The 26,239-nt window shown below is 44.6% G+C and carries 25 protein-coding genes; 4 read left to right on the top strand and 21 right to left on the bottom strand.

The features are described from left to right. Window positions 1-11: 11 nt before the first annotated feature. The 19 genes from atpA to rpmH form a co-directional block, all read right to left on the bottom strand. On the bottom strand, window positions 12-1,553 hold the full coding sequence (atpA, locus tag V7R42_RS06665; protein WP_334019431.1) for a F0F1 ATP synthase subunit alpha: 1,542 nt from the start codon (window positions 1,551-1,553) through the stop codon (window positions 12-14). 13 nt (window positions 1,554-1,566) lie between these two features. Then, on the bottom strand, window positions 1,567-2,100 hold the full coding sequence (gene atpH, locus V7R42_RS06660; protein WP_334019430.1) for a F0F1 ATP synthase subunit delta: 534 nt from the start codon (window positions 2,098-2,100) through the stop codon (window positions 1,567-1,569). Between the two features lie 14 nt (window positions 2,101-2,114). Next, window positions 2,115-2,585, bottom strand: coding sequence for a F0F1 ATP synthase subunit B (gene atpF / locus V7R42_RS06655; RefSeq protein ID WP_014951452.1), 471 nt, complete (start codon window positions 2,583-2,585; stop codon window positions 2,115-2,117). 45 nt (window positions 2,586-2,630) lie between these two features. After that, on the bottom strand, window positions 2,631-2,852 hold the full coding sequence (atpE, locus tag V7R42_RS06650; RefSeq protein WP_012520222.1) for a F0F1 ATP synthase subunit C: 222 nt from the start codon (window positions 2,850-2,852) through the stop codon (window positions 2,631-2,633). Between the two features lie 98 nt (window positions 2,853-2,950). Next, the gene (gene atpB / locus V7R42_RS06645; protein ID WP_120962294.1) at window positions 2,951-3,784 is read right to left on the bottom strand and encodes a F0F1 ATP synthase subunit A; all 834 of its coding nucleotides are present in this window, start codon (window positions 3,782-3,784) and stop codon (window positions 2,951-2,953) included. 100 nt (window positions 3,785-3,884) lie between these two features. Continuing rightward, the gene (locus V7R42_RS06640; RefSeq protein WP_334019429.1) at window positions 3,885-4,271 is read right to left on the bottom strand and encodes an ATP synthase subunit I; all 387 of its coding nucleotides are present in this window, start codon (window positions 4,269-4,271) and stop codon (window positions 3,885-3,887) included. A gap of 206 nt (window positions 4,272-4,477) precedes the next feature. Beyond that, window positions 4,478-5,356: a ParB/RepB/Spo0J family partition protein gene (locus V7R42_RS06635; protein ID WP_015000147.1), complete on the bottom strand. Its 879-nt coding sequence runs from the start codon at window positions 5,354-5,356 to the stop codon at window positions 4,478-4,480. Window positions 5,357-5,401: 45 nt separating this feature from the next. After that, complete coding sequence (locus V7R42_RS06630; RefSeq protein WP_156087305.1) at window positions 5,402-6,196, bottom strand: ParA family protein; 795 nt, start codon at window positions 6,194-6,196, stop codon at window positions 5,402-5,404. Between the two features lie 35 nt (window positions 6,197-6,231). Continuing rightward, the gene (gene rsmG / locus V7R42_RS06625; RefSeq protein WP_334019428.1) at window positions 6,232-6,867 is read right to left on the bottom strand and encodes a 16S rRNA (guanine(527)-N(7))-methyltransferase RsmG; all 636 of its coding nucleotides are present in this window, start codon (window positions 6,865-6,867) and stop codon (window positions 6,232-6,234) included. Between the two features lie 318 nt (window positions 6,868-7,185). After that, window positions 7,186-9,087, bottom strand: a complete 1,902-nt coding sequence (gene mnmG / locus V7R42_RS06620; protein WP_334019427.1) for a tRNA uridine-5-carboxymethylaminomethyl(34) synthesis enzyme MnmG — start codon at window positions 9,085-9,087, stop codon at window positions 7,186-7,188. 898 nt (window positions 9,088-9,985) lie between these two features. After that, complete coding sequence (locus V7R42_RS06615) at window positions 9,986-10,813, bottom strand: ATP-binding protein (RefSeq protein ID WP_014951458.1); 828 nt, start codon at window positions 10,811-10,813, stop codon at window positions 9,986-9,988. A 6-nt stretch (window positions 10,814-10,819) separates the two neighbouring features. Next, window positions 10,820-11,488 carry a DnaT-like ssDNA-binding domain-containing protein gene (locus V7R42_RS06610; protein WP_039234413.1) on the bottom strand — a complete coding sequence of 223 codons (669 nt, stop codon included), beginning with the start codon at window positions 11,486-11,488 and terminating at the stop codon, window positions 10,820-10,822. 27 nt (window positions 11,489-11,515) lie between these two features. Continuing rightward, window positions 11,516-11,953 (bottom strand): FMN-binding protein MioC, encoded by a 438-nt coding sequence (gene mioC / locus V7R42_RS06605; RefSeq protein WP_014977843.1) that lies wholly within the window; start codon window positions 11,951-11,953, stop codon window positions 11,516-11,518. 97 nt (window positions 11,954-12,050) lie between these two features. After that, complete coding sequence (gene mnmE / locus V7R42_RS06600; protein ID WP_071816526.1) at window positions 12,051-13,439, bottom strand: tRNA uridine-5-carboxymethylaminomethyl(34) synthesis GTPase MnmE; 1,389 nt, start codon at window positions 13,437-13,439, stop codon at window positions 12,051-12,053. 2 nt (window positions 13,440-13,441) lie between these two features. Next, a complete protein-coding gene (locus tag V7R42_RS06595) occupies window positions 13,442-13,924 on the bottom strand; it encodes a YajQ family cyclic di-GMP-binding protein (RefSeq protein ID WP_334019426.1) in 483 nt (160 codons plus the stop codon). Window positions 13,925-13,988: 64 nt separating this feature from the next. Next, a complete protein-coding gene (gene yidC, locus V7R42_RS06590; protein ID WP_334019425.1) occupies window positions 13,989-15,647 on the bottom strand; it encodes a membrane protein insertase YidC in 1,659 nt (552 codons plus the stop codon). A 10-nt stretch (window positions 15,648-15,657) separates the two neighbouring features. Continuing rightward, entirely contained in the window at window positions 15,658-15,906 is a 249-nt protein-coding gene (gene yidD / locus V7R42_RS06585) for a membrane protein insertion efficiency factor YidD (RefSeq protein WP_081765860.1), read from the bottom strand. Continuing rightward, complete coding sequence (rnpA, locus tag V7R42_RS06580; protein ID WP_015000154.1) at window positions 15,891-16,250, bottom strand: ribonuclease P protein component; 360 nt, start codon at window positions 16,248-16,250, stop codon at window positions 15,891-15,893. The genes yidD and rnpA overlap by 16 nt, the downstream gene beginning before the upstream one ends. A gap of 15 nt (window positions 16,251-16,265) precedes the next feature. After that, window positions 16,266-16,400 carry a 50S ribosomal protein L34 gene (gene rpmH, locus V7R42_RS06575; protein ID WP_014290886.1) on the bottom strand — a complete coding sequence of 45 codons (135 nt, stop codon included), beginning with the start codon at window positions 16,398-16,400 and terminating at the stop codon, window positions 16,266-16,268. Window positions 16,401-17,026: 626 nt separating this feature from the next. On the opposite strand from rpmH, the gene dnaA reads away from it, so the two are divergent. The 4 genes from dnaA to gyrB all read left to right on the top strand — a co-directional run bounded on the left by dnaA (window position 17,027) and on the right by gyrB (window position 23,460). Then, window positions 17,027-18,685: a chromosomal replication initiator protein DnaA gene (gene dnaA, locus V7R42_RS06570; RefSeq protein WP_334019424.1), complete on the top strand. Its 1,659-nt coding sequence runs from the start codon at window positions 17,027-17,029 to the stop codon at window positions 18,683-18,685. 32 nt (window positions 18,686-18,717) lie between these two features. Next, complete coding sequence (gene dnaN, locus V7R42_RS06565) at window positions 18,718-19,818, top strand: DNA polymerase III subunit beta (protein WP_334019422.1); 1,101 nt, start codon at window positions 18,718-18,720, stop codon at window positions 19,816-19,818. 124 nt (window positions 19,819-19,942) lie between these two features. Next, a complete protein-coding gene (recF, locus tag V7R42_RS06560; protein ID WP_334019420.1) occupies window positions 19,943-21,031 on the top strand; it encodes a DNA replication/repair protein RecF in 1,089 nt (362 codons plus the stop codon). 8 nt (window positions 21,032-21,039) lie between these two features. After that, complete coding sequence (gene gyrB / locus V7R42_RS06555) at window positions 21,040-23,460, top strand: DNA topoisomerase (ATP-hydrolyzing) subunit B (RefSeq protein ID WP_334019418.1); 2,421 nt, start codon at window positions 21,040-21,042, stop codon at window positions 23,458-23,460. A gap of 172 nt (window positions 23,461-23,632) precedes the next feature. Here gyrB and V7R42_RS06550 read toward each other — a convergent pair whose 3' ends face one another. Next, window positions 23,633-24,076, bottom strand: a complete 444-nt coding sequence (locus V7R42_RS06550; RefSeq protein WP_334019416.1) for a hypothetical protein — start codon at window positions 24,074-24,076, stop codon at window positions 23,633-23,635. A gap of 84 nt (window positions 24,077-24,160) precedes the next feature. Then, a complete protein-coding gene (glyS, locus tag V7R42_RS06545) occupies window positions 24,161-26,239 on the bottom strand; it encodes a glycine--tRNA ligase subunit beta (protein WP_334019415.1) in 2,079 nt (692 codons plus the stop codon).

The raw sequence follows: 26,239 nt of genomic DNA, 5'->3' as shown, positions 1-26,239 counted from the left end.
AGCACCATTGATTACCAAGTTTGTGTCGCTTTAAAGTTTGTTAAAGCGTCGTTCAACTTAGAGGCAATCTCGTCGTTGTAGTTACCTGATTCGTTGATAGTCTTCATAAGGTCAGCGTGTTCGCTGTTCATGTAAGAGTGAAGAGCGGCTTCAAAATCTAGGATTTTGTTAAGCTCGATACCCTTAAGGAAACCTTTTTCTACCGCGAACAGAGATACACCCATGTTTGCAATTGATAGTGGAGCGTACTGTTTCTGCTTCATTAGCTCAGTTACGCGCTCACCGTGCTCAAGTTGCTCACGAGTCGCATCATCAAGGTCAGAAGCAAACTGCGAGAACGCCGCAAGTTCACGATACTGAGCTAGGGCTAGACGGATACCGCCACCCAACTTCTTGATGATTTTAGTCTGTGCAGCACCACCAACACGAGATACCGAGATACCAGCGTTAACCGCCGGACGGATACCTGCGTTAAACAAGTCAGTTTCTAGGAAGATCTGACCGTCGGTAATTGAGATTACGTTAGTTGGTACGAATGCAGATACGTCACCAGCTTGCGTTTCGATAATTGGAAGCGCAGTCAATGAACCCGTCTTACCTTTCACTTCACCGTTTGTGTAACGCTCAACGTATTGCTCGTTTACACGTGCAGCACGTTCTAGTAGACGTGAGTGAAGGTAGAATACGTCACCTGGGTAAGCTTCACGGCCTGGTGGACGCTTAAGTAGTAGTGAGATTTGACGGTAAGCAACAGCTTGCTTAGACAAATCATCATATACGATTAGCGCGTCTTCACCGCGGTCACGGAAGAATTCACCCATAGTACAACCAGAGTAAGGCGCTAGGTATTGAAGCGCTGCAGACTCAGATGCAGATGCTGCAACCACGATAGTGTGGTCAAGTGCACCGTGCTCTTCTAGTTTACGTACTACGTTAGCGATAGTAGATGCTTTCTGACCAACTGCTACGTACACACACTTAATGCCTGTACCTTTTTGGTTGATGATAGCGTCAACAGCCATTGCTGTTTTACCACATTGACGGTCACCGATGATAAGCTCACGCTGACCACGACCTACTGGGATCATGGCATCAACTGACTTATAACCAGTTTGTACTGGCTGGTCTACCGATTGACGCTCGATTACGCCAGGTGCAATTTTTTCAACTGGTTCGAAACCAGCTGCGTCGATTGCGCCTTTGCCATCGATAGGCTCACCTAGTGTGTTTACAACACGACCTAGTAGTGCGTTACCTACTGGTACTTCAAGAATACGACCAGTAGATTGTACTTTATCGCCTTCTTTAAGGTCCGCATAAGGACCCATAACAACTGCACCTACAGAGTCTCGCTCAAGGTTTAGTGCAATTGCGTAACGGCTTCCAGGAAGCTCGATCATTTCACCTTGCATTACATCGGCAAGGCCATGAATGCGGATAATACCGTCAGTTACTGCGACGATAGTACCTTCATTACGTGCTTCACTGCTTACATTGAACTGTTCAATTCTTTTCTTGATCAGTTCAGCAATTTCAGTGGAATTAAGTTGCATGCTCTTATCCCCGTTATGCTTGCAACGCGTCTGCTAGACGGTTCAATTTCGACTTTACGGAACCATCAATAACTGTATCGCCGGCATTAATTACCATTCCAGCGATCAGGGCAGGGTCCACGTTACAATTAAGCTTCACTTTACGTGCCAAACGTTTTTCCAAAGATGCGATCAACTCATTTTGTTGTGCATCGGTCAGCGTAGTTGCTGAGGTTACGTCCACTTCTATTTCTTTGTCGTAATCTGCTTTAAATGCATCAAACAAAGTAGAAATTTCAGGCAACGCGGCTAAACGTTTATTCTCAGCCAAAACCTTAACCAGGTTTTGACCGTGTTCGTCGAGTTGCTCACCACAAACATTGTTGAAAATGTCGGCAAGCGTATCAGCGGCAACCGCACCAGACAAAAGCTGGTGCATGTCATCGTTCGCTGCTACAGCGCCTGCGAAGGCTAGCATTTCTTGCCATTTTGCAACGGCGTCTTTCTCGACAGCAAAATCGAAAGCAGCTTTAGCATAAGGACGAGCAACGGTTGTCAATTCAGACATGGCTCATCTCCCTATTAAAGCTCAGCGACAAGTTTTTCAACAATGTCGTTTTGTGCGTTTGCATCGATTTCACGTTGTAAGATTTGCTGTGCGCCAGCTACTGCAAGTGCAGAAACCTGCTTGCGCAAATCTTCTTTGGCACGATTGCGTTCAGCTTCAATCTCGGCATAACCAGAAGCGATAATCTTTTCGCGTTCCGCATGGCCTTTTTGCGTTTCTTCGTCAACCAGTTGGTTGGCGCGCTTTTTGGCCTGCTCGATAATTTCAGCTGCTTGCGCTTTCGCATCTTTCAATTGCTCAGTAGCTTTCGCTTGAGCAAGCTCTAGGTCTTTCTCTGCACGTTCAGAAGCTTCAAGCCCATCGGCGATTTTCTTCTGACGTTCTTCAATCGCTGCCATTAGTGGAGGCCATACATATTTCATGCAGAACACCACGAACACAGCGAAGGCGATTAATTGACCGATAAAAGTGGCGTTAAAATTCACAATCGCCCCTCCTCTTAAAGTTCGCTAAAAAAGTGTTTAGTAATATTAGGCACCAACAGCGAACAATAGGTATAGAGCGATACCAACACCGATCATCGCAATGGCGTCGATAAGACCCGCTACGATGAACATCTTAACTTGTAGTTGAGGTGCTAGTTCTGGTTGACGAGCAGCAGATTCAAGGAATTTACCACCTAGTAGACCGAAACCAATAGCGGTACCAAGGGCGCCAAGACCAATCAGTAGTGCAACAGCGATGTATAACATTTACGTCTCCGATTTAAGTTAAATTTAAAGTTAATGTTTAAAAGTCAAACTCTGTAAAAACGATGCCGAATTTCCAGGTAACCGACACCCGTTAATGCTTAGTGTTCTTCACACGCCAGGCTTAAGTACACGATGGTTAGCATCATGAAAATAAACGCCTGAAGCGGAAGTACAAGAATATGGAACACAGCCCACATAAAGTGCAGTGGTAGCTGGAAGTAACCAATTGTAGCAATCAAAATGAAGATTAGCTCACTGGCATACAAGTTACCGAACAAACGCAGCGCTAGTGAAAGCGGACGCGCAAGCAAAGTAACGGTTTCAAGAATAAAGTTCACCGGAATAAAGATAGGGTGACCGAAAGGCTGCATAGTAAGTTCTTTCGCAAAACCACCGATGCCTTTCATCTTGATTGAATAGAAAAGAATAAGGATGAATACGCCTGACGCCAGTGCGAACGTCAAGTTAAGGTCAGTGGTTGGAACTGCCTTGTTGTAAACGTCGTGTGGATCCATGCCAAAAGCAGCTTGGCCGATAAGCCCAGACACCCACGGAATAAGATCAACTGGCACAAGATCCATAAGGTTCATTAGCAATACCCATACGAAGATAGTCAGTGCTAATGGCGCAATAAGTGCGCTCTTACCGTGGAAAGTGCTTTTCACGTTGTCATCAACAAACTCAACGACAAGCTCTACAAACGCCTGCATTTTGCCCGGTACGCCCGTCGTCGCTTTTGAAGCGACGCTTCTAAAGATAATTAGGAAAAGTAAACCAAGACCAATAGACCATGCCAATGTATCAACATGCCATGCCCAAAAACCAGCATCAGAACACGCTTTGTTAAACGCGATTCCGTTGTCAGTTGAGCACATGGTGGCATTGGTCAAGTGGTGCTTGATGTATTCTGAGGTAGTATATTCAGATGCCATTGTTTAACCCAAGTTGTAAAGTGTAAAAATTTGGTGACTGGTTCTTATGCTTCAATCGATCGATTACGTTTTTTCGTTCTCGCAACGCCCTGCGTTGGCTTTATTGTTTCGTGCCGTAATGAAACATGGCTAGCCCGTGGCTAGCGGTTGTAATCACAAATGCCATGAAAATTTCTAATGGCGCGGCGTTTAAGCCTTTAAAAGCAATTACAAATAAAATGATTGTCAGTGCCAGCTTCAATTTTGAGCCTTGGCTAAAACTCCGTGCAACAATCTCGTTTTTACTAGCACCGGCATACCGAAATGCGAAAGCGCTAAAAACGATTGTGGGCAATATGCTAATTAAAGCGCCTGCCGCTGCCGATATAGCGGAATGACTTCCCCCTGCGGCGCCTGCGAAAGCGGTAACGAATAAGGCTGTGATTGCCTGAAAAAGTAGCCCTTTTTTGGCGAGGTCAACCCCGCGTTTTGCTAACTTGTTCGTCACTTTTACTCGCAGCTTGTTCACGTCTTACAAAAAGCGTCAGAAGTATACTGTTTTACCGACAATTTTCAACAGTACAACGCATTTTGAAAGTTATTCTGAAAATTTTCTATTGCTATAACCGGAAAGGAGAGTGTCCGGCGTTCGCACCGGACAGCGTATCAATTGCGGGTTGGCAAAGGAACCATCTTAATTCTTATTGCTATAACCTATTGAATTTTTGAGATAATTCCATCTAATTGTTCAAGGTCGCTAAAGCTAATCGTCAGCTTGCCTTTGCCTTTGGCATTGTGGTCAATACTCACCGGCGTGCCTAAATTTTCTGAAAGTCGTGTCATAAGGTTTTGCACATCGGGATCAACTTTCTTCTCAGGCTTAGGTTTAGCTGGCTCCAAAAGCTTTTTAACAAGCTTTTCAGTATCGCGCACGGTAAGACCTTTACCCGATACTACTTGCGCGGTTTCCGACTGGGTTTCACCTTCTAGTGCTAAAAGCGCTCTAGCGTGACCCATTTCAATATCGCCATGTTCGACTAACAATTTCACATCGTCATTCAAATTATTAAGACGAAGTAAATTTGTCACCGTTGTGCGTGATTTGCCCACCGCTTCGGCCACTTCTTGATGGGTAAGCGCGAATTCGTTCATTAAACGGTCAAGGGCTTGCGCCTCTTCCATTGCGTTTAAATCTTCACGCTGAATATTTTCAATAAGGGCAATGGCAACCGCGGCTTCGTCAGGCACATTCTTAACCAAACAAGGCACTTCGTCTAGCTGTGCCAGTTGTGAAGCTCGCCAACGACGCTCACCGGCGATGATTTCATAGCGGTGTTCGTCGACTTTTCTGACTACGATAGGCTGAATGATACCTTGAGCGCGAATGGACGATGCCAATTCTTCTAATGCCTCAGGTGACATGTCTTTACGAGGCTGATACTTGCCCGGCACTAAGTATTCAATAGGGAGCTTGCTTAACTCACCGTTGGTTGAATTTACCTCGGCGGCATCTTGTTCTTTTTGAGCAGATGATTGGCTGGTTGCGAGTAGCGCATCTAAACCGCGGCCAAGGCCTCTTTTACGTGCTGACATAGTGTCCTCTATGGCATGTGCTGATAGTGTTCAGCTTATTGTCGTTTAACTTGCTTTTGCCTGTGCAGGCGTTGTTTTGTCCCTACGACGCAGTATTTCACCCGCCAGTGCCAAGTAGGCTTTAGCACCTGTCGATGACTTATCATAGTACATCGCTGGCGTACCGAAGCTTGGCGCTTCAGCAAGACGAACGTTGCGCGGAATAACCGTGCGATAAACTTGTTCACCAAAATGACGCTTCAACTGTTCTGAAACGTCGTTGGCAAGGCGGTTACGCGGGTCGTACATAGTACGCAATACGCCTTCAATCTTCAATTCTGGATTCACTACGGATGCCAATTTTTGAATGGTATCCATAAGGGCAGTGAGGCCTTCTAGCGCGTAATATTCGCACTGCATAGGGACCATTACCGAGTCGGCAGCCGCTAAGGCGTTCACGGTTAGCTGGTTGAGTGAAGGCGGGCAGTCGATAAAGACAAAATCGTAGTAATCCATAACGGGCTTCAGCGCGTTGCGAAGCCTTACTTCACGGGCAAACATTTCCATCAGCTTAATTTCTGCTGCGGTCACGTCACCGTTCGCTGCGATGAGATCGTACTTGCCGCTTGTCGCTTTAACGATTACGTCATTGATGGGTTTATCTTCAATCAACAATTCAAATGCTGTAGACTCAACGTCGTATTTATCAACGCCGCTTCCCATGGTCGCATTACCTTGTGGATCGAGATCAATCAGCAACACCTTGCGTTTGGTTGCTGCCATTGACGCTGCCACGTTAACTGCGGTGGTTGTCTTTCCAACACCACCTTTTTGATTCGCGATCGCGATTACCTTAGCCACGTTAGATCCTGTTCTCGTCTATTTCTATTTTTCGGCTATTTCTTTTTTAGCCAAACCAGATGTCGTTCGCCTACCAAATTTGGCACAGTGAGGTTCTCCGTTTTGCTCACATGAAAGTGATCACTCACTTCGTCTATCTCATCTTGAGGAAACTGACCTTTGAGCGCCAAAAACTGACCTTCTGAATCTACCAGATGCTGACACCAGTGCAACATATCTTTTAGTGAAGCGAAGGCTCGGCTTAGCACAATATCGTACGGCGTATCGCTATTGTGTTCTTCAACGCGGCTTTGCACAGGAGTAACGTTAGTTAATCCAAGCGTGTGCACACATTGCGTCATAAATCGTACACGCTTGCCCAATGAGTCAAGCAGTGTAAAAGATTTATCTGGAAACGCGATAGCTAACGGCATACCCGGAAGGCCAGGGCCCGTACCGACATCGATAATATTGTCACCATCAAGAAAGGGCACAATCGCCAGCGAATCTAGAATGTGTTTCACCATCATTTGCTTAGGATCGCGCACAGAAGTCAGGTTGTACGCCTTATTCCATTTGTCTATAAGCAGCACATAGTCAACTAACTGCTGCTGTTGCTTATCACTTAAATCTAGTGAAAGGGCATCGAGTCCAGACACCAAAATGGTGTGTAATTCTTGCTGTATAGTCATCGAAAAATCTGTCTGTTCGCGTTGAAGTCTTTTGCTTTACACAGTCCTTAACATATACCAAAGTGGCGAGTCGTGATTTACCACATATTTACAGCCGTTTGTTAACACAGCTCTTCATGTTCGATACAAATGCGGTTGAAGAATGCACCTGAACTAATCAAAGCTGCACAACGAACGTAAATTGGTGTAATGGGACGGTGTGAAAAGCGCCGAGTTTTTCTAGTTTACGCATAGTTTAGGCAACTGCGATTATCATAATACGCGAATAAACAGGAAAAACTAAGCGCTGCGAATAATGTGTTGAGTTGAGCGCGTGTTTTACGCACTAATTTTCTCTTGCTTACGCAACATGCCGTGTTTTTTAAGGTAAACCAGCAGCAAAGAAATAGCCGCAGGGGTAATCCCAGAAATACGCGATGCTTTACCGATAGTTTCCGGTCTGGCTTCGGTTAACTTAGCTACAACCTCGTTCGACAGGCCAGAAATCTTGCTGAAATCCATATCAACCGGCAACAATGTATTTTCGTGTCGCTGCGTTTTCGCTATTTCATCCATTTGACGGGCAATGTAGCCAGCGTACTTAATTTGAATTTCAACTTGCTCTGCTGCAATAGGATCTTCAAGACCTGGGCCAACACTTTCAATTTCCATTAACTGACCGTACGTCATTTCAGGTCGACGGATCAGCTCTTCAAGAGAATGTTCACGACTCACCGGATTTTTCAGCATAGTATTGAGTTCCGGCGTTGCCGCGTGATCAGGGTGGATCCACTGACCGCGTAAACGCTGTAGCTCACTTTCTACCGCTTCCATCTTATCGTTAAATTTCGCCCAGCGCGCATCATCAACAAGACCAATCTCTCGACCCATTGCGGTTAGACGGCTATCGGCATTGTCTTCACGAAGCAGTAGTCTGTATTCAGCACGGCTGGTGAACATGCGGTACGGCTCTTTCGTACCCATGGTAGCTAAGTCGTCGATAAGTACGCCCATGTATGCTTGATCGCGGCGTAAAATCATGGGGTCTTTTTCTTGAACCTGTAGCGCTGCGTTCGCACCTGCTACCAACCCTTGCGCACCCGCTTCTTCATAGCCAGTGGTACCGTTAATCTGGCCGGCAAAGAACAAACCTCGAATAAATTTAGTTTCCAGCGTCTGTTTCAGATCACGTGGGTCAAAGAAATCGTATTCAATGGCATAACCCGGGCGAACAATGTGTGCATTTTCAAAACCTTTGATTGAACGGACAAGGTTCATCTGTACGTCAAATGGTAAACTGGTCGAGATACCATTCGGATAAACTTCAATGCTGTTTAAGCCTTCTGGCTCAACAAAAATTTGATGCGATGTCTTGTCTGCAAAACGGGTGATCTTATCTTCGATACTTGGGCAATAGCGTGGTCCAATACCTTCGATAACACCCGTAAACATGGGCGAGCGATCTAAGCCCCCGCGAATGATGTCGTGGGTTTTTTCGTTAGTGTGGGTGATATAGCACGGGATCTGTGTAGGGTGCATGGTTCTGTCACCCATGAACGAGAATACCGGCGTAGGATTATCACCAGGTTGAGGCTGCATTACAGAAAAATCTAACGAGCGAGCATCAAGTCTTGCTGGTGTCCCAGTTTTTAAACGGTCAACACGAAACGGAAGGGCACGTAATCTATCTGCAAGTGCGATAGACGGTGGATCGCCGGCACGACCGCCGCGATAGTTTTCAAGCCCAATGTGTATGGTGCCGCCAAGGAAAGTCCCCACCGTCAGTACCACTGACTTGGCTTTAAACTTCAAGCCCATTTGCGTAACAACGCCGCATACCTGATCGTTTTCAACAATCAGATCGTCAACGCTTTGTTGAAACAAGGTTAGGTTTTCTTGATTTTCAACAATGTCGCGAATGGCGTTTTTGTAAAGCGTACGGTCAGCTTGCGCACGTGTTGCACGCACCGCTGGGCCTTTAGAAGAGTTCAAGGTTCTAAACTGAATACCGCCTTTGTCGATAGCCAGTGCCATTGCACCACCTAACGCATCGATCTCTTTTACAAGATGACCTTTACCTATCCCGCCAATAGCCGGGTTACACGACATTTGGCCTATCGTTTCAATATTGTGAGTAAGCAAAAGCGTATTTGCACCCATGCGAGCAGCTGAAAGTGCTGCTTCTGTACCTGCATGTCCACCACCTACAACGATGACATCAAATGCTTCAGCATAAAACATGGTTAAACCTCACTATTAACTTACGATAAGCCGATTAAAAACTAATTTTTTCTCATGCAGAGACTGCTGAAAAAAGGGCGCGTATTTTATCTGACTTATTAGATAAAGAAAATGATTAAATTTTCCTCAAAAGCTGTTTTTGTAAAGGTGTGATCGAATTATAAGATCTTAAGATCTATTTTAGATCTGTTTATTTTTACTTTTATTAGGATCATCAAAATCTGTGGGTAACCGATCAAAGCACATAAAGATCATCAAGTTACGCGATCAATAACATTGGGAAACCCCGATCCATAACCCTACCTCAAACTTGTGTATAAATGGCCTTTTTATCCACACCCCGAATCGTTTGAAAAGTTATTCTTTTTTCGATCAAAGCTTATGCACAGTGGTTTGTAGGATCCTATCCACAGGGGTGATCAAGATGTGATCCAACTGGGGATAAAATGTTTGCTATTTATGTATCGCGATCAAAAGATCGTGTAGTTACGTGCGTTATAGCGTGATCTCATTGTGGAGGAGATCTTTTCCAAAAGCTGTGATTAGATCGCCCGATCGCATTTATCAACATCTCCAAAAAATGTGCAGGCTTTTATGAACGACAAGATTATTTTTTCAAAACAGCCCATTTCTCAGGAGAAAAACATAGGAGCTGACCAAAATACAGTCACTTTTATAAGGAAGAAGTGGGTCTGAAAGAATGGTTATTTGTTTAACTGAAGGAGATCGTTGAGTGTATCTATGAATTAAAACCGTATTGTTTTGGTAAAAGCGTGATCAATAGGCCAAGTGATTCGCTATTACCTGGCACAACAGGAACATGCAATAAGGTTTAATGAAGGAAAAGACCTAGCAGAGTAAGGGCAAGGTTTTGAGAGAGATAGGAAACCAGGTGCTCTTAGCGCACCTGGTTGGGTTGATAGCGTGGCTGTGAAACAGAGCCTTGCATGTCTTCTTGTTCAATGGTTAAGCCTTCACGGCGGCTTGGGCCTTGAAACCTAACCTTATAGGTATCGTATTCTTTAATCGACTCAAAACAGTAAGGGCCAAGGGCATTTTCAAGTTCGGCTAAATTGTGATTGGTGATCAAAATACAGTTTTTCTTGTTTACTAAGCGCTGTCTTAGCAGATTACCAAACCAGCTCTGCGCATTTTTCTTTAACACGCTTTCGTTTACACACACCTCATCAAGAATAAGCAGATCAACGTCTAGCAGTTCCTGATTGATCTCCCTAAAGCGCTGTCCCGCGTTGTCTGAAGCCCCAAAATCAAACGAGAAATTGCGCATTTCAAGCAGTGTTGACAGTTGACGATAAAGCACTGAAATTTCGTACTGCTCTATAAGTTGATGGGCTATGGCGCCGGCGATATGTGATTTACCACGTCCGTAATCGCCGTAAAACAGCATCATATGCGAGCCGCTTTGACGCCATGCAGGGTCGTCATGGGCAGCAATAAAAGACTGAGCTATCGATACGGCTTCAATCACATCGTCACTGTCTTCAACTAAGTTGGCGAAGGTCCATTTGGGATTCAGATCAGAACGGCCATGAATAGCCTCTACACGCGCTTTTTTACTTCGCTGCTGTAGTTGTGATACTTCTTCGTTCGCTTTCGCCTCGTACTGCTTACGAAGCGTTTTATAGTCGATGTATTCACGATTGGGATCGACGTCTTTGTTGAGCGCTCTCGCTAAATTAGCAATTTTGTCGGTTATACGATCCATAACGAATTAACTCTTCTTAGTTGCGGCATACTTTTCCACCAGCTTTCTAGCATTATCATCTGCTTCTATGCCGGCTGCAACTTTCACTTGTTGCGTTCCCACCACCTTTGTTGGGGCGTAGCCTGAAGCGAGACGCTTGCGCTTGATATTGTTGGCAAACTTTTGTGTCCATTGGAATTCGCTAAACACTGAACTAGGTCTTCCTAACCAATAGGCAATGAATTCACCCACCTCGTTGTCATCAAATGTTTTATCGATAATACCAAGTAGCGAGGCCATTTCTTCAAACAACGCTTTATTGGGCGTCCAATTAGGGGTCATGGCACTGTGACGGGCATGCAGTTGGTCGAAGTCTGACTGCGGCTCGCTTAGAAGCGGAAGAAGTAGGGTTTTCCCGTTGATTGTGTGCTCAAGATCAAGTTCAAGGGGCAGGGCAACCAAACCCACTTGTTCAAGCTGCTTAACCAAGCTATTGATTTGACGACCGCGTTGATAAGGTTCGTCTTTGCTGTCGCCGTTTAGCAAATTTAATAATTGCTTATAATCAATAGGGGCGGACGATGTCGTTGCCGCATTTGCACCTGTTCGAAGGCCAAGTAAATACAGTACCCGGCAATCGTTAGAGAGGGGAGATTGCAACGCCGCCAGTTCAGCTTGGGTAAGGTTGCTGTTCATCGCATTGGTTCCACGTAAAAACGCTTGTTAAGCATTGGCCAGCTTTTCGTCAAACCATTCCACGGCGGCATCTTCAGGGATAGGGTGTTCTAGCACATCTATGTATAGCGCGTCGGTAATTAACGTGCCACCTGCATTTTTAATGTGTTTTTCCATTTCTTTTGCGCCGAAACAAAAGGTGTCGTAACTGGTGTCACCTAGCCCAATAACGTAGGCATTTACTGCGCTTAAATCCGCGCCCTCTAGCTGTTTTGCGAACGGCTGGATGTTGTCTGGTAATTCGCCAGCACCGTGTGTTGATGTACACACTATCCACGTTGATTCTGTTTTAATCTCATCTAAATTTGGTTCTGCGTGAATAGTGTGGGTGTGCCCGCTCGCATCAAGTTTTTCTGCAATGGCATCAGCCACATATTCTGCGGCACCTAACATGGTGCCAACGATGATTTCAAAATGCTTGCTCATTATTAGGTTGCTTCTCTATTTACGATTGTCGTCTTAACGTAAGTGCGGCTTATCCGTTACGTTATTCACCATCTTACTTGTAACTTTATTGGTTGCGCTACTTACCAATACAGAACGATGAAAAAATCTTACCAAGTAGATCGTCTGACGTGAATTCACCGGTTATCTCACATAGTGCCTGGTGAGCCAAGCGCAATTCTTCAGCGAGTAACTCGCCCGCCATAGCGTCATGCAGTTGTTGTTCGCCAGTGCTTACATAACTGTAGGCTTGGTCGAGTGCGTCTATGTGTCGTCTTCGCGCAATAAATTGACCTTCCGTTGTAGTGTCAAAGCCCATGGTTTTGGCCAGATGTGCTTTTAGCGTGTCGACGCCGCTACCTTCTTTGGCTGATAGATTGATAACTGAGATATCACCTTGCTCGGTGGCAACTGTGCTTTGTCCAATATCTAAGGTACTAAGGTCGGCCTTGTTGCGAACTACGGTAACGGGGATGCCTTGTGGCAATCGGGCCATAAATTCTGGCCATATTTCATAAGGGTCGATAACAGCCGTTGCGGTAGAGTCTACAACGAATAATACGTGGTCAGCTTCATTAATGGCTTGCCACGCCCGCTCAATACCAATTTGTTCCACTTTATCTGGGCTTTCTCGAAGTCCTGCTGTGTCGATAATGTGCACCGGCATACCATCAATGTGAATATGCTCTTTAAGTACGTCTCGTGTGGTACCAGCGATATCAGTAACAATGGCGCTATCACGTCCTGCCAGGGCATTTAATAAGCTCGATTTACCGGCGTTAGGGCGCCCCGCAATCACTACCTGCATACCTTCGCGTAACAAGGTGCCTTGTTTAGCCTGTTCGCGCACTTTGGTTAAGCTTTGCATAATTGCGCTTAAGTCACCTGATACTTTTCCATCAGATAAGAAATCAATTTCTTCTTCAGGAAAATCGATGGCCGCCTCTACGTACATACGAAGGTGCACGATTTGGTCTGATAGCGTTTGAATTTGTGTAGAAAACTCACCCTGTAGCGAACGCAACGCACTTTTGGCTGCCTGTTTAGAGCTTGCATCAATCAAGTCGGCAATCGCCTCTGCTTGTGCAAGGTCTAATTTATCATTTAAAAAGGCTTGTTCACTGAATTCACCTGGATTGGCAAGCCGGGCATGGCCCGTTGCAAGCACGGCATCAATCAGCATGTCCATGACAACTTGACCGCCATGGCCTTGCAGTTCAAGTACATCTTCACCGGTAAATGAGTTAGGCCCTTTAAAAAACAGTGCTATGCCCTGGTCTATTACGCTGTTGTTAGCATCAACAAACGGCGTATAGGTCGCAAGACGTGGTGTTAGTGCGCTTGGTACTAACGCCTCTGCGATGGCTTTAGCCTTAGGACCTGAAACACGTACAATACCTACTCCGCCACGACCGGGCGCTGTCGCTTGTGCGGTAATAGTGTCGGTAGAAAGGGTGAGTGATTCCATAATTAGTCGCGGAAGTTCTTAAATTGGAAAGGTTGGCCTAAGTTCGACTCTTTAACCAGCGAAATCACTTGCTGCAAATCATCACGCTTTTTACCGGTTACGCGAAGCTCTTCGCCTTGAATAGCCGTTTGCACCTTGATTTTGGCGTCTTTCACCAGCTTCACAATCTTCTTCGCCATCGGCTGTTCAATACCTTCTTTAAAGGTAATGGTCTGACGGTAAGTTCTACCGTGGGCATCGTAGGGTTTAACATCCATAGATGAGGTGTCGACGTTGCGTTTAGACATCGCCGTTCTAAACATGCTTTCCATTTGCTGAAGTTGGAATTCAGCTTCGGCCTTCATGACCACGGTTTTTTCTTTGTACTCAAAGCTCGCGTCAATACCGCGAAAGTCGAAACGCGTAGATAGCTCACGGCTTGCGTTTTCAGTGGCGTTGCGTACTTCTTCCATGTTGATTTCAGAAACAATATCAAATGATGGCACAGGTTATTCCTCTTAAGACAAAACAGCCCGCAAAGGCGGGCTGTATAATTCATTGATCAGCGTGTTATTTACTGCTGATGCCCCGCTTCTCCATTGAAGCATAAATCATTTTGGCTTGAACCAAGGTAATCACGTTACTAACTAGCCAGTATAGTACCAGACCTGCAGGGAACCACAGGAAGAATACGCTCATCGCTACCGGCATCCATTGCATGATTTTCTGCTGCATTGGATCTGTAATGGTGGTTGGCTGAAGTTTTTGCAATAGGTACATACTTGCGCCAGTTAGAATTGGCAATACAAAGTACGGGTCTTTTGTAGAAAGGTCAGTGATCCAAAGCACGAAGTCTGCATGGCGTAGTTCAACACTTTCCATCAGTACCCAATAAAGCGCAAGGAAGATTGGCATTTGCAGAAGAAGGGGTAAGCAACCGCCCATTGGATTTACTTTTTCTTTGCGGTAAAGCTCCATCATGGCTTGTGACATCTTCTGTCTGTCATCGCCAAAGCGGTCTTTAAGCTGCTGCATCTTAGGTGCTAAGTTGCGCATACGTGCCATTGACTCGTATTGCTTCTTGGTTAGCCAGTACATTGCGCCTTTCACTACAATAGTGATAAGGATAATTGCCACACCCCAGTTATTAACCAAGCTATGCAGGAACGTAAGCAGGGCAAACAGCGGTTGTGAAATCCAAAATAGAATGCCGTAATCAACAGTCAGATCTAAACCGCGAGCAATCTTGGCAAGCTTATCTTGGTCTTTCGGGCCCATGTAAAGGGTAGACGCAATAGTTTTAGTTTCACCAGGGGCAACGCTTTCAGAAGGTGATAATACACCGATTACTGCGTACTGATTTTTCAAATTACGAGAATAAAGCGTATTAGTTTGCTCTTGTGAAGGTACCCATGCTGACACAAAGTAATGTTCAAGCATGCCAACCCAACCCGCTTTTGTGGTTTCGCGAAGGTTGTCATCTTCAATCTCGTCAAACGAGTACTTTTGATAACGGTCGTCTTCCGTTGAATAAGCAGCACCACGGTATGTTGGCATAAACATGTTGCTGTCGTCTTCAAACTCCATCACTTGTTTAAGCTGTGCATACGGCTGAATCGTTGCCGCATTGCCGGTACCATTTTCAACGCTATAGCTCACGTTTACGTCGTACTGACCTTTAGTGAAAGTGAAGGTTTTGGTAACTGACAAGCCTTGGTTGTTTTTCCATGTAAGAGGAATAACAAGGGTGTCGCCAGTCATCTCATAATAGTCACTTTGTGCATTATACACCGGGCGGCCACTGCTGCTGGCATCAGGCCCTTGAGCACCGATTAGGCCACTTTGCGCTACATAAAGACCGTTGCCAGAGCGAAGTAGGCTGTAAGGAATATCCGAACCTTGCTCTACCGGAAACTTAAGTAAGTCTGCTGATACTACATCGCCGCCAAGCAAATCGATGCGTAAATCAAGCGTATCGGTTTTTACTTCAATAATGCGGTTTGAGCTTTGCGCCGCTGCGATAGGTTGTGCAGCAGGAACGCTATCACTACTTGGTACATCTTCGCTGCCATTTTCATTAAATGACGGTACGCCTTGTGTTGTCTCTTGCGTTTTTTGTTGCTCAACAGGCACAACTGGCTGTGGCCCATAATCTTTTTGCCATGATTGCCAAAGCAAAAAGCTAACTAGCGCAAGGCCGATTATCAGAAAACTACGTTGCGATTCCATAGAGGTCTCTTTATTTTGAGTGTTTATCTTGTTGTTTTTCCGGCACTGGATCATATCCGCCGGCATGCAAAGGGTGGCATTTTAATATGCGTTTAATAGATAACCAACCGCCTTTTACTAATCCGTGCGTTTTTAATGCGTCTATAGCATACCAAGAACAAGAAGGATGGAAACGACATCGTTGCCCTAACATAGGGGAAATGAACCACTGATAAAATTTTATCAAGGCCAAAGGCACTACAATTAAGAGTTGCCGCAACGCTTGTTTAATTTTTTCCATAGCTTGTCCAATGTAGCGAAAACTTCTTGGTTGCTAAGGTTGTCAGCGCCAGACTTGCCAATAACGATGATATCGACATTGGGTAAGTTGTGCTGTTTATGCCTAAAACTTTCTCTGACTAATCGCTTCAAACGATTTCTATCGTGCGCTTTACGGATACGTTTTTTCGCAAGCGTAATGCCTAAACGAGGAGTTGAAAGTGTATTTTTTCTGGCTAGAACAGTAAAAGAGGGAGATACAGCTGGGGTTGCGTTATCAAACACATAAGTAAAGTGGGTGGGAGTTAACAAACGTAACTCCCTAGAAAAATTATTCTCGCCCACTTTGGCGTCTTTCAATTAAGCTGAAAGACGAGCGCGGCCTTTTGCACGGCGAGCTGCTAGTACTTTACGACCATTTTTAGTCGCCATACGAGCACGAAAACCGTGAGAACGCTTGCGCTTTAGATTGCTCGGTTGAAATGTTCTTTTCATGACCAAAGTCTCACTTATATTTAGTTAAACATAGGCGTTTTTGGTAACACATTATACTGTTGCCAGAACAATGCGGTGTTTTCACCAGAAAAGCCCATCGAAAAAGGACGCTGAATTCTAGAGATCTCGGGGCGTGCTGTCAATGCATATTCTCGCTTTTCGGATGAATAAGTGAACAATTTTTGCATTTTCTAATCGATAGCTTAATCGATAACGCAGTTTTCGTACAAATAGTCTGTGAATAACGCGTTAAATTTGGTTAGGTTATCCACAGTGCGTTGTGAAAAACACAGAGATGGATATAAAAAGCAAGGTGATCTAACGGTTTTTTAGCACAAATTTAGAATGAATTTTTCTCGTTATAGTTTGATTTGATCTAAAAGAAAAAATCATAATAATCAGTTGCTTGTTGTTTTGATCGAAAAGATCGATCGGGATCGCCATTTACATTGTGTTGATAACGTAAGATAATCCACAGCGATTAAAACGATAACTTAATTTCTCGCTGCTACCCAACACTTCCAACGCTATTTTCTTCTAATGGCGCTTTTTAGTGCCTGCTTTCTTTATGCTTGGCTTTTCAGGAGTTGGTTTTTCTAGCGAGTTACGGGAGCTAACTACGTACCATGTCCTTGTGGAACCAATGCCTTGAAAGATTGCGTCAAGAATTACCAACGCAGCAGTTTAGTATGTGGATACGACCGCTTGTTTGTGAAGAACAAGAAGGCGTGGTTGCACTTTATGCTCCCAATCGTTTTGTACTTGATTGGGTGAGAGACAAGTACCTGAATAATATTACTACACTATTAAAAGAATTTGCCGGAAGTGACGCACCACAATTGCGTTTAGAAGTGATGAATCGCCACAGCGTAAGCCGTGGTCAGCCTGTAAGTACCAGTGGATCTTCGCCTGCTTCAAGTTCGCCTAATAATAATCAACCAAGCAAACGTAGTGCGCCTGCGAGCGGTCAAGGGTATCAGAACTATAATACTAGTGATCATTCTGTCCACAGTGGCAGCAGTGGCCAGCACACATCCTCTTATTCACCAATGTCGAATAGCGGTATGCCATCAACGGCAAGCCAAGCGGGTGATCAAGAACAAAACAATGCATTTTCAAAAGCACCGTCATACACTCAGAGTACGGATCTAAATGATCGCGGTGCGCAAAACCACGACCGTAATGGATATAATGGATACGCAGATCAAGCACCACGATCGTCTACACCGCCTAAAGTGATCCCGATCCCTGAAGCGATGAAGCATAAAAGCAATATCAATCCAACTTATCAGTTCGATAACTTCGTTGAAGGTAAATCTAACCAGCTAGCACGTGCAGCAGCGACTCAAGTTGCAAATAATCCAGGCGGTTCTTACAACCCATTATTTATTTATGGCGGAACGGGCTTAGGTAAAACTCACTTATTACATGCTGTGGGTAATGGCATCGTAGCAAATAACGGCGACGCCAAAATTGTATACATGCATTCTGAGCGCTTTGTACAGGATATGGTTAAAGCATTACAAAATAATGCCATAGAGGACTTTAAGCGCTTCTATCGCAGTGTTGATGCGTTACTTATCGATGATATTCAATTCTTTGCCAATAAAGAGCGCTCACAAGAAGAGTTTTTCCATACATTCAATGCGCTCCTCGAAGGTAACCAACAAATCATCCTTACTTCTGATAGATATCCTAAAGAGATTGATGGAGTAGAGGATCGATTAAAGTCGCGCTTCGGTTGGGGTTTAACCATCGCTATTGAGCCGCCCGAGCTTGAAACCCGAGTGGCTATTTTGATGCGCAAAGCGGCAGAAAACCGGATTCACTTACCAAATGAAGTGGCGTTCTTTATTGCCAAGCGCTTGCGTTCAAACGTACGTGAGCTCGAGGGTGCACTTAACCGTGTTATTGCTAACGCAAACTTTACCGGTCGCCCTATCACTATTGATTTCGTTCGCGAAGCGCTTAGAGACCTTCTTGCGCTTCAAGAAAAATTAGTAACCGTTGATAATATTCAGAAAACCGTCGCAGATTATTATAAGATAAAAGTAGCTGATATTTTGTCTAAACGACGTAGCCGTAGTGTGGCGCGCCCTCGCCAAGTAGCGATGGCGCTGGCCAAAGAACTTACCAACCACAGTTTACCTGAATTAGGAAACGCATTTGGTGGACGAGACCATACTACGGTTTTACACGCATGTAGAAAAATAGAGCAGCTAAGAGAAGAAAGTCATGATATAAAAGAGGACTATAAGAACCTCATTAGGACTTTATCTTCCTAACACCACGACCTTAGAGGCGAGATAGCACTGCGATGAAATTTACTATAAGCCGCGAACAATTTTTACAACCCCTACAGTTGGTATCTGGTGCTGTAGAGCGTAGACACACACTGCCAATTCTTTCCAATGTCCTCATTAAAGTAAGTGAGGACGCACTTTGGCTTACTGGTACAGATTTAGAGGTAGAACTAATTTCTAGCGTGAAATTAGAGGGTGAATTCACCGAAGGTGAGATTACAGTTCCTGCTAAAAAACTGTTTGATATTATTCGCGGTATTTCTGAAGGAACAGATATTCATTTCTCGTTAGACGGCAGCAAAGCACTCATTCGTGCCGGTCGAGGTCGTTATACGCTTTCTACTTTATCTGCCAACGACTACCCCAATTTAGAAGACTGGGAAGGCGAAGTAGAATTTGAATTATCGTGCAGTGATTTAAAACGTCTTATCGATGCAACTAGCTTCTCGATGGCTCAGCAAGACGTGCGTTATTACTTAAATGGTATGTCCCTTGAAACGGAAGAGAATATCATTCGTACCGTTGCAACAGACGGTCACCGCCTTGCACTTTGTCGCTTAAATTATGAGACCGTTTTGCCAAATCGTCAGGTGATTATTCCTCGTAAAGGCGTGTTAGAAATATCTCGTCTTATTAGTGAAGACGATAAGTCTCTTAAGGTGCAAATTGGCGCAAACCACCTTCGTATATTTTCAAACGATTTCATTTTCACCTCGAAGTTAGTAGATGGCAGATTTCCTGATTATCGCCGTGTTTTACCTCAAAATGGCGACAAGGAAATTATTGCGAGTAAAGCGGTACTAAAAGAAGCGTTTTCACGTGCGGCCATTCTATCTAACAAAAAGTTTAGAGGCGTACGATTAAACTTGTCTTCTGGCGAGCTTAAAATAACGGCTAACAACCCAGAGCAAGAAGAAGCAGAAGAAATCGTTGATGTTCAATATCAAGGTGACGATTTAGAAATTGGCTTTAACGTTGCCTATCTGATTGACGTATTAAATGCGTTAGGGTCTGATGGTGTTAAAGTGAGCCTGTCAGACTCAAACGCTAGTGCGCTTATCGAAGATGATACCGATGACGCCGCCTTGTACGTAATTATGCCGATGCGGCTGTAGTTTTTACTACATTAAGTGCTTGCTGCGTTTCGCATAACCCACGTTATTTTGTTATTCCAATTATCAATTAAAGAAGCGATGAGTGCTGATACTCCCCGCTTCTTTTTTTCATCAGTGTGACCTCATGAAACTGGACCGCGTCCAGATTACACAGTTTCGTAATCTTACTTCCGTATCACTTTCTCCTTCACCAGCTTTAACCATCATTAAAGGCGTGAACGGGAGTGGCAAATCCTCGTTAATTGAAGCACTTTACTACCTTGGTTTTGGACGGTCCTTTAGAACGAATAAACACGGTTCGGTTATTCAAAATGAGAAAGCCAGCTTCAGTGTTTTTGCGTCATGCAAAACTGAAGAAGGGGACGAACTAAAGCTAGGTTTTCAACGAAGTCGTAACGAGACGTTTACCTGTAGTATTAATGGTGAGCATTCAAATAAGTTATCAGATTTAGTTAGTCTTGTACCACTTCAACTTTTCACGCCGCAAAGTACTGACCTTATAATTGGTTCGCCATCAGAGCGTCGTAGATTTTGTGATTGGGGATTGTTTCACGTGGAACATCAGTTTCAAGTACTTACAAATCAATATGGAAAGTTTCTTAAACACAGAAATGCGCTGCTGAAACAACAGGCAAATTTAAGCGCGCCACAAAATCAATATTGGGAATCTCAGTTTGCTGAATTGGGTGAGTCTTTAACGGCCACCCGTCAAAGCTATGTAGATAATCTTACACCTATTTTTAAACAATACGCGCAAGAATTTCTTCCTAACTTCGATGTGGAATTAAGTTATTATAAAGGATGGGAAAAAGATGTCGGTTTATCAGAAAGCCTAGTTAAAAAACGTGAGTATGATGGTAAAATAGGACATACCTCTTCTGGGCCCCATAAAGCCGATTTACGGCTTAAAGTGAATGGCGTAAATGCCCAGGAGCTTTTATCGAGAGGGCAGCTTAGAATGGCTGTGGCAGCGCTTCAAATGTCACAGACTAAGCTATTTAACACGGCGACTCAGCGCAAAAGTATATTTTTACTTGATGATGTTGGCGCCGAACTAGATGCCGATAAAAGAGAACAGTTTATTGATGGGTTGCTCAAAATGGATACGCAGGTTTTCGTTACTGCAATAGAATCCACGCAACTCGCTTTTATACAAAAATACAACGAAAAGAAAATGTTTCACGTGGAACATGGAAGCGTGAAAGAGGAGTAAAAGCTAGTATGTCAGCAGAGAACAACTACGACTCGTCCAGTATTAAAGTACTTAAAGGATTAGATGCCGTAAGAAAGCGTCCTGGTATGTATATCGGTGATACTGATGATGGTACCGGGTTACACCACATGGTTTTCGAGGTGGTCGATAACTCTATCGATGAAGCACTGGCTGGACATTGTTCTGAGATTACTGTGCTCATTCACAGCGATGGCTCAGTATCTGTGTCTGACGATGGACGTGGTATACCAACTGAATTGCACCCAGAAGAGGGCGTATCTGCAGCTGAAGTTATCATGACAGTTCTTCACGCCGGCGGTAAGTTCGACGATAACTCTTATAAAGTATCGGGCGGGTTGCACGGTGTAGGTGTATCAGTAGTAAACGCACTTTCAAGCCGACTGAAGCTTCGTATTCGTCGCGGTGGTAAAGCGCATGAACAAGAATATCATCATGGTGTTCCACAGGCGCCGCTAGCGGTAACAGGCGATACAGATAAAACGGGAACTATGATCCGTTTCTGGCCAAGTTCAGACACCTTTACAGATACGCTTTACCACTACGATATTCTTGCTAAACGTCTTCGTGAACTATCATTTTTGAACTCTGGTGTGTCGATTCGCTTGAAAGACGAACGAGATGGAAAAGAAGACCACTTCATGTACGAAGGTGGTATCAAAGCGTTCGTTGAGTACCTAAATGAAAAGAAAACACCTGTTCACCAGAAAGTGTTTCATTTCAGCAGTGAGCAAGAAGACGGTATTGCAGTAGAAGTAGCGATGCAGTGGAACGATAGTTTCCAAGAGAACGTGTTCTGTTTCACCAACAACATTCCTCAGCGCGATGGTGGTACTCACTTGGCCGGCTTCCGAGGAGCGTTGACGCGTACATTGAATAACTACATGGAAAAGGAAGGCCTGAATAAAAAGGCTAAAACGAATGCCAGTGGTGACGACGCGCGTGAAGGTCTAACCGCGGTTATTTCCGTTAAAGTACCAGATCCAAAATTCAGCTCACAGACTAAAGATAAGCTTGTATCTTCTGAAGTTCGTCCAGCTGTTGAATCGGCAATGAATGAAAAGCTAGCGGATTTCTTATTAGAAAACCCTGCAGAGAGTAAAATCATTGCGGGTAAGATTATTGATGCTGCTCGTGCTCGTGAAGCTGCACGAAAGGCCCGTGAAATGACACGCCGTAAAGGTGCGCTCGACTTGGCTGGTCTGCCAGGTAAGCTAGCTGACTGTCAGGAAAAAGATCCTGCACTTAGTGAATTATACATAGTGGAGGGTGACTCTGCGGGCGGTTCAGCTAAGCAGGGTCGTAACCGTAAAAACCAAGCTATTCTGCCGCTTAAAGGTAAAATCCTAAATGTTGAGAAAGCGCGTTTTGATAAGATGCTTTCTTCTCAGGAAGTTGCGACGCTTATCACGGCACTAGGTTGTGGTATCGGTCGTGACGAGTATGATCCTGAAAAATTACGCTATCACAGCATTATTATCATGACCGATGCTGACGTAGATGGTTCTCACATTCGTACGCTTCTACTCACATTTTTCTATCGTCAAATGCCTGAAATCATTGAGCGTGGATATGTATATATTGCACAGCCACCGCTATACAAAGTGAAGAAGGGTAAACAAGAGCAGTATCTTAAAGATGACGATGCGCTAACTAACTACCTAACATCAATTGCAATTGACGGTGCGTCTTTGCACACCAGCGATGAAGACCCAGGTATTAGTGGTGTAGGCCTAGAAAACCTTGTTAAGCAGTACCAATCGGTAGAGAAGATGATTGCACGTATGAAACGTCTTATGCCTGCATCTATCCTCTACAGAATGCTTTACACGCCTACGCTAAACCTTGAAGACCTTAAAGATGAAGCTGCCCTAGAGCACGTAGCGAAACACTTCGTAGAGCAGCTTACAGAGCGCGAAAATGATGGTGCTACATACCGCTATGAAATTCGTAATGATGCAGAGTTAAGCGAGTACTACATCACGATTATTATGCGTATGCACGGTATCGATTATGAGTACATTATCGATCACGAATTCATTGAGTCGTCTGAATACCAGCGTCTTAAAGAGCTTAACCTTGCCATTAACGACATGATGGGCAAAGACGCCTACATTCAGCGTGGAGAGCGTAAACAGCCAGTTGAGTCATTCAAAGAAGCCCTAGAGTGGTTAATGAATGAAGCTAAACGTGGTCAATACATTCAGCGCTATAAAGGGCTAGGTGAGATGAACCCTGAGCAACTCTGGGAAACCACCATGGACCCAGAGAGCCGTCGTATGCTTCAAGTAACCATTGAAGACGCTATTGGTTGTGATCAGCTGTTCACCACATTGATGGGAGACCAAGTTGAGCCACGCAGAGAATTCATCGAAGCCAACGCGCTTAAAGTGGAAAACTTAGACGTGTAGAGCTTTTAGCTATTTGAAAAAAGCGGCCCAATGGTCGCTTTTTTTGTGCCTGAGCTCATGTGAATTACTCGTATAAAACAGAGAACTTTTTATTGGCATTGAATATGAGGCAAGAGTCTTTACAATGAAAAAAGGATTAGTGAATGCCGCTACTACTACACGGCATTCAAGTCTAAATTTTAGAAACAACCAGGGCGACTTCCCCTGCACTTGCTGCTGTTGCAGTAAAGCGATAGGTGCCTGTTGAGGAGGGGGTGAATTGCAAGTTCTCTGAGCCCTGCTCACAGACTAAATAAACAGTGGAGCCTAACATTACAGGCTGACCTTTATATTTGCCGCCACAGCTTTGTGAAGGCGTCCATTTTGCGTCAGATAACCTAAAGTCATAGGGTTGTCCGTCGGCAATGAGTTCAACATCAACTGTCCAGCCTGAATTTGAACGTTTGAACCTGTAACTGGGGTCAGCTTCCCACCAGTTAAATACGCCTCTAAGGAACATGTTTTCGAATTGAATGCGAGGCACGTCCGGTGCTATTTCAGGAACCTTAAAGCTTCCACTGCTAGAGCATGCTGAAATTGCTATGCACATAGAAGTAATAGTTAGTAACTTTTTCACAGCGTCTCCATTTATGAAAAAGCCCAACGTTAAAGCTGGGCTTTTTTGTTTCTAACGGCCTAAAACCGAATTAACTTTACTAGCCTACGACTTCGCGAGAATAGATATATCCGCGGTAGTAAGAAAAAGTTGCCTTAAAAGCGACAGCAAAGCAAGTCGGTTATTTTTAACCGCTTCTTCATCAGCCATAACCATTACGTTATCGAAGAAGTTATCGATTACATTACGTAAAGTTGCAAGCGCGGTAAGAATACGCGTGTAGTCCTGTGAAGGAACAGCAATATCAACTTCTTTCTGTGCGGCTTTCAGCTCAACGTAAAGCGCTTTTTCAGCTACTTCGGCTAAAAGTGACTCATCAATATTCACTGTGTCTGTTACTTCAACGTTCTGCTTAGCAAGGATGTTTGCAACACGCTTGTTAGCGGCGGCTAGCGCTTCGGCTTCTTCCAATGCTCTGAACTTATCTACCGCATGAACTCGCGCTAAATAGTCGGCTGGTTTAGTTGGACGACGAGCGGCAACGGCTTGAATAACGTCAATGGCAATCGCTTGATCTTGTAGAAGTGCAGTGAATCGACCTAATACAAAATCAACAACCTGAGATTGCGTTTCAGCATTTGTTAACTTATCACCATATACATTGATAGCTTTGCTCACTAGTGTTTCAAGGTCTAACGGCAATGACAGCTCAGTAACAATACGTAAAACACCGATAGCTGCACGACGAAGTGCAAACGGGTCTTTATCACCCTTAGGTAACTGGCCAATACCAAAAATACCCACTAGGGTATCTAGTTTGTCAGCAAGCGCGACCGAAGCACTAACGCCTGAACTAGGAAGTGCATCGCCAGCAAAACGCGGCATGTATTGTTCATACAGTGCTTCAGCAACAGGTGCATCTTCACCGTCATTTAGCGCATAGTATTTACCCATAACGCCCTGAACGTCCGGGAACTCCATAACCATGTTCGACATTAAGTCTGCTTTAGCTAGAAGACCTGCACGTGCTGCTTGTGTTTCATTTGCATCTATTTGCGAAGCGATAAACGCCGATAGAGCAGATATACGCTCAGACTTTTCTTTTAGCGTACCAAGCTGTTTTTGGAACAACACGGTTTCTAAGCTTTCAAGGCGGCTTTCTAATGTTGTCTTTTTATCGCTGTTAAAGAAGAACTCGGCGTCTGCCAGGCGAGGGCGGATAACCTTTTCGTTACCAGAAATAACTTGAGACGCATCGCGACTTTCGATATTCGTTACGAACAAGAAGGTGTTTGAAAGTGCTCCGTTGCTATCTAGTAGCGGCACATATTTTTGGTCGTCTTTCATGGTGTAAATAAGGGCTTCTTTCGGTACTGCTAAGAAAGCCTTATCAAACCCTGCTTGAAGTACAACCGGCCATTCTACAAGTGACGCTATTTCTTCAAGTAAGTCTTCGTTATAATCTGGCTTAAGCGACAAGTTTTGCGCTGCGTCTTCAAGTTGTTGACGCACTTTATCTTTACGCGCCTCAAAATCTGCCAGCACATATTGTTGCTCTAAGGCAGAGGCGTAATTGTCAGCATGATCAAGTTCAAAGCGACCTTCGCCGTGGAACCGGTGACCTTGAACAACGCGGCCGCTTGTTAGGCCCAATACTGAAACATTAACCACTTCGCTTCCGTAAAGTACGCAAAGGGTGTGAACAGGGCGTATAAACTGAGTATTGTAATTACCCCAACGCATTGGCTTTGGAATAGGTAGTTTACTTACCGCTTGGTTAATCAGGCCTTCTAGTAGCTCTGCAACTGATTGACCTGGGACGTGGGCTTTATGCAGCAACCATTCACCTTTGTCAGTTACAAGGCGCTCTGCGTTAGCAACGTCAATGCCGTTACCGCGAGCCCAACCTTGCGCAGCTTTAGTGGGGTTACCGTCAGCGTCAAATGCGGCTGATACCGCTGGGCCGCGTTTCTCTACCACTTTGTCAGCCTGGCCTTCAGCTAGGCCTGAAACATAAACGGCTAAGCGGCGAGGGGCTGCAAACCAGCTAACTGAGTCAAAGCTTAAGTCAGCTTGCGTAAGCGCAGCTTCGAACTGCGTGGCGAAGGCTTCACCCAAAGACTTAAGCGCTTTTGGTGGGAGTTCTTCAGTACCTAATTCAACTAAACAATTTTCTGTACGCAC

Origin of the sequence: Alteromonas sp. S015 (assembly GCF_036864485.1) — a bacterium.
In the GTDB taxonomy this organism is placed as follows: domain Bacteria; phylum Pseudomonadota; class Gammaproteobacteria; order Enterobacterales; family Alteromonadaceae; genus Alteromonas.
The sequence above is the reverse complement of the archived record's forward strand: the minus strand, read 5'-3'. Positions and strand labels throughout refer to the sequence as shown.

Coding starts and splice junctions, on each gene's coding strand:
- atpA (WP_334019431.1), bottom strand. CDS start 1,553: ATGCAACTTAATTCCACTGAAATTGCTGAACTGATCAAGAAAAGAATT.
- V7R42_RS06615 (WP_014951458.1), bottom strand. CDS start 10,813: ATGGATCGTATAACCGACAAAATTGCTAATTTAGCGAGAGCGCTCAAC.
- rpmH (WP_014290886.1), bottom strand. CDS start 16,400: ATGAAAAGAACATTTCAACCGAGCAATCTAAAGCGCAAGCGTTCTCAC.
- V7R42_RS06610 (WP_039234413.1), bottom strand. CDS start 11,488: ATGAACAGCAACCTTACCCAAGCTGAACTGGCGGCGTTGCAATCTCCC.
- dnaA (WP_334019424.1), top strand. CDS start 17,027: ATGTCCTTGTGGAACCAATGCCTTGAAAGATTGCGTCAAGAATTACCA.
- atpE (WP_012520222.1), bottom strand. CDS start 2,852: ATGTTATACATCGCTGTTGCACTACTGATTGGTCTTGGCGCCCTTGGT.
- gyrB (WP_334019418.1), top strand. CDS start 21,040: ATGTCAGCAGAGAACAACTACGACTCGTCCAGTATTAAAGTACTTAAA.
- recF (WP_334019420.1), top strand. CDS start 19,943: ATGAAACTGGACCGCGTCCAGATTACACAGTTTCGTAATCTTACTTCC.
- mioC (WP_014977843.1), bottom strand. CDS start 11,953: ATGAGCAAGCATTTTGAAATCATCGTTGGCACCATGTTAGGTGCCGCA.
- yidC (WP_334019425.1), bottom strand. CDS start 15,647: ATGGAATCGCAACGTAGTTTTCTGATAATCGGCCTTGCGCTAGTTAGC.
- mnmE (WP_071816526.1), bottom strand. CDS start 13,439: ATGGAATCACTCACCCTTTCTACCGACACTATTACCGCACAAGCGACA.
- rsmG (WP_334019428.1), bottom strand. CDS start 6,867: ATGACTATACAGCAAGAATTACACACCATTTTGGTGTCTGGACTCGAT.
- atpH (WP_334019430.1), bottom strand. CDS start 2,100: ATGTCTGAATTGACAACCGTTGCTCGTCCTTATGCTAAAGCTGCTTTC.
- mnmG (WP_334019427.1), bottom strand. CDS start 9,087: ATGTTTTATGCTGAAGCATTTGATGTCATCGTTGTAGGTGGTGGACAT.
- dnaN (WP_334019422.1), top strand. CDS start 18,718: ATGAAATTTACTATAAGCCGCGAACAATTTTTACAACCCCTACAGTTG.
- atpB (WP_120962294.1), bottom strand. CDS start 3,784: ATGGCATCTGAATATACTACCTCAGAATACATCAAGCACCACTTGACC.
- V7R42_RS06635 (WP_015000147.1), bottom strand. CDS start 5,356: ATGTCAGCACGTAAAAGAGGCCTTGGCCGCGGTTTAGATGCGCTACTC.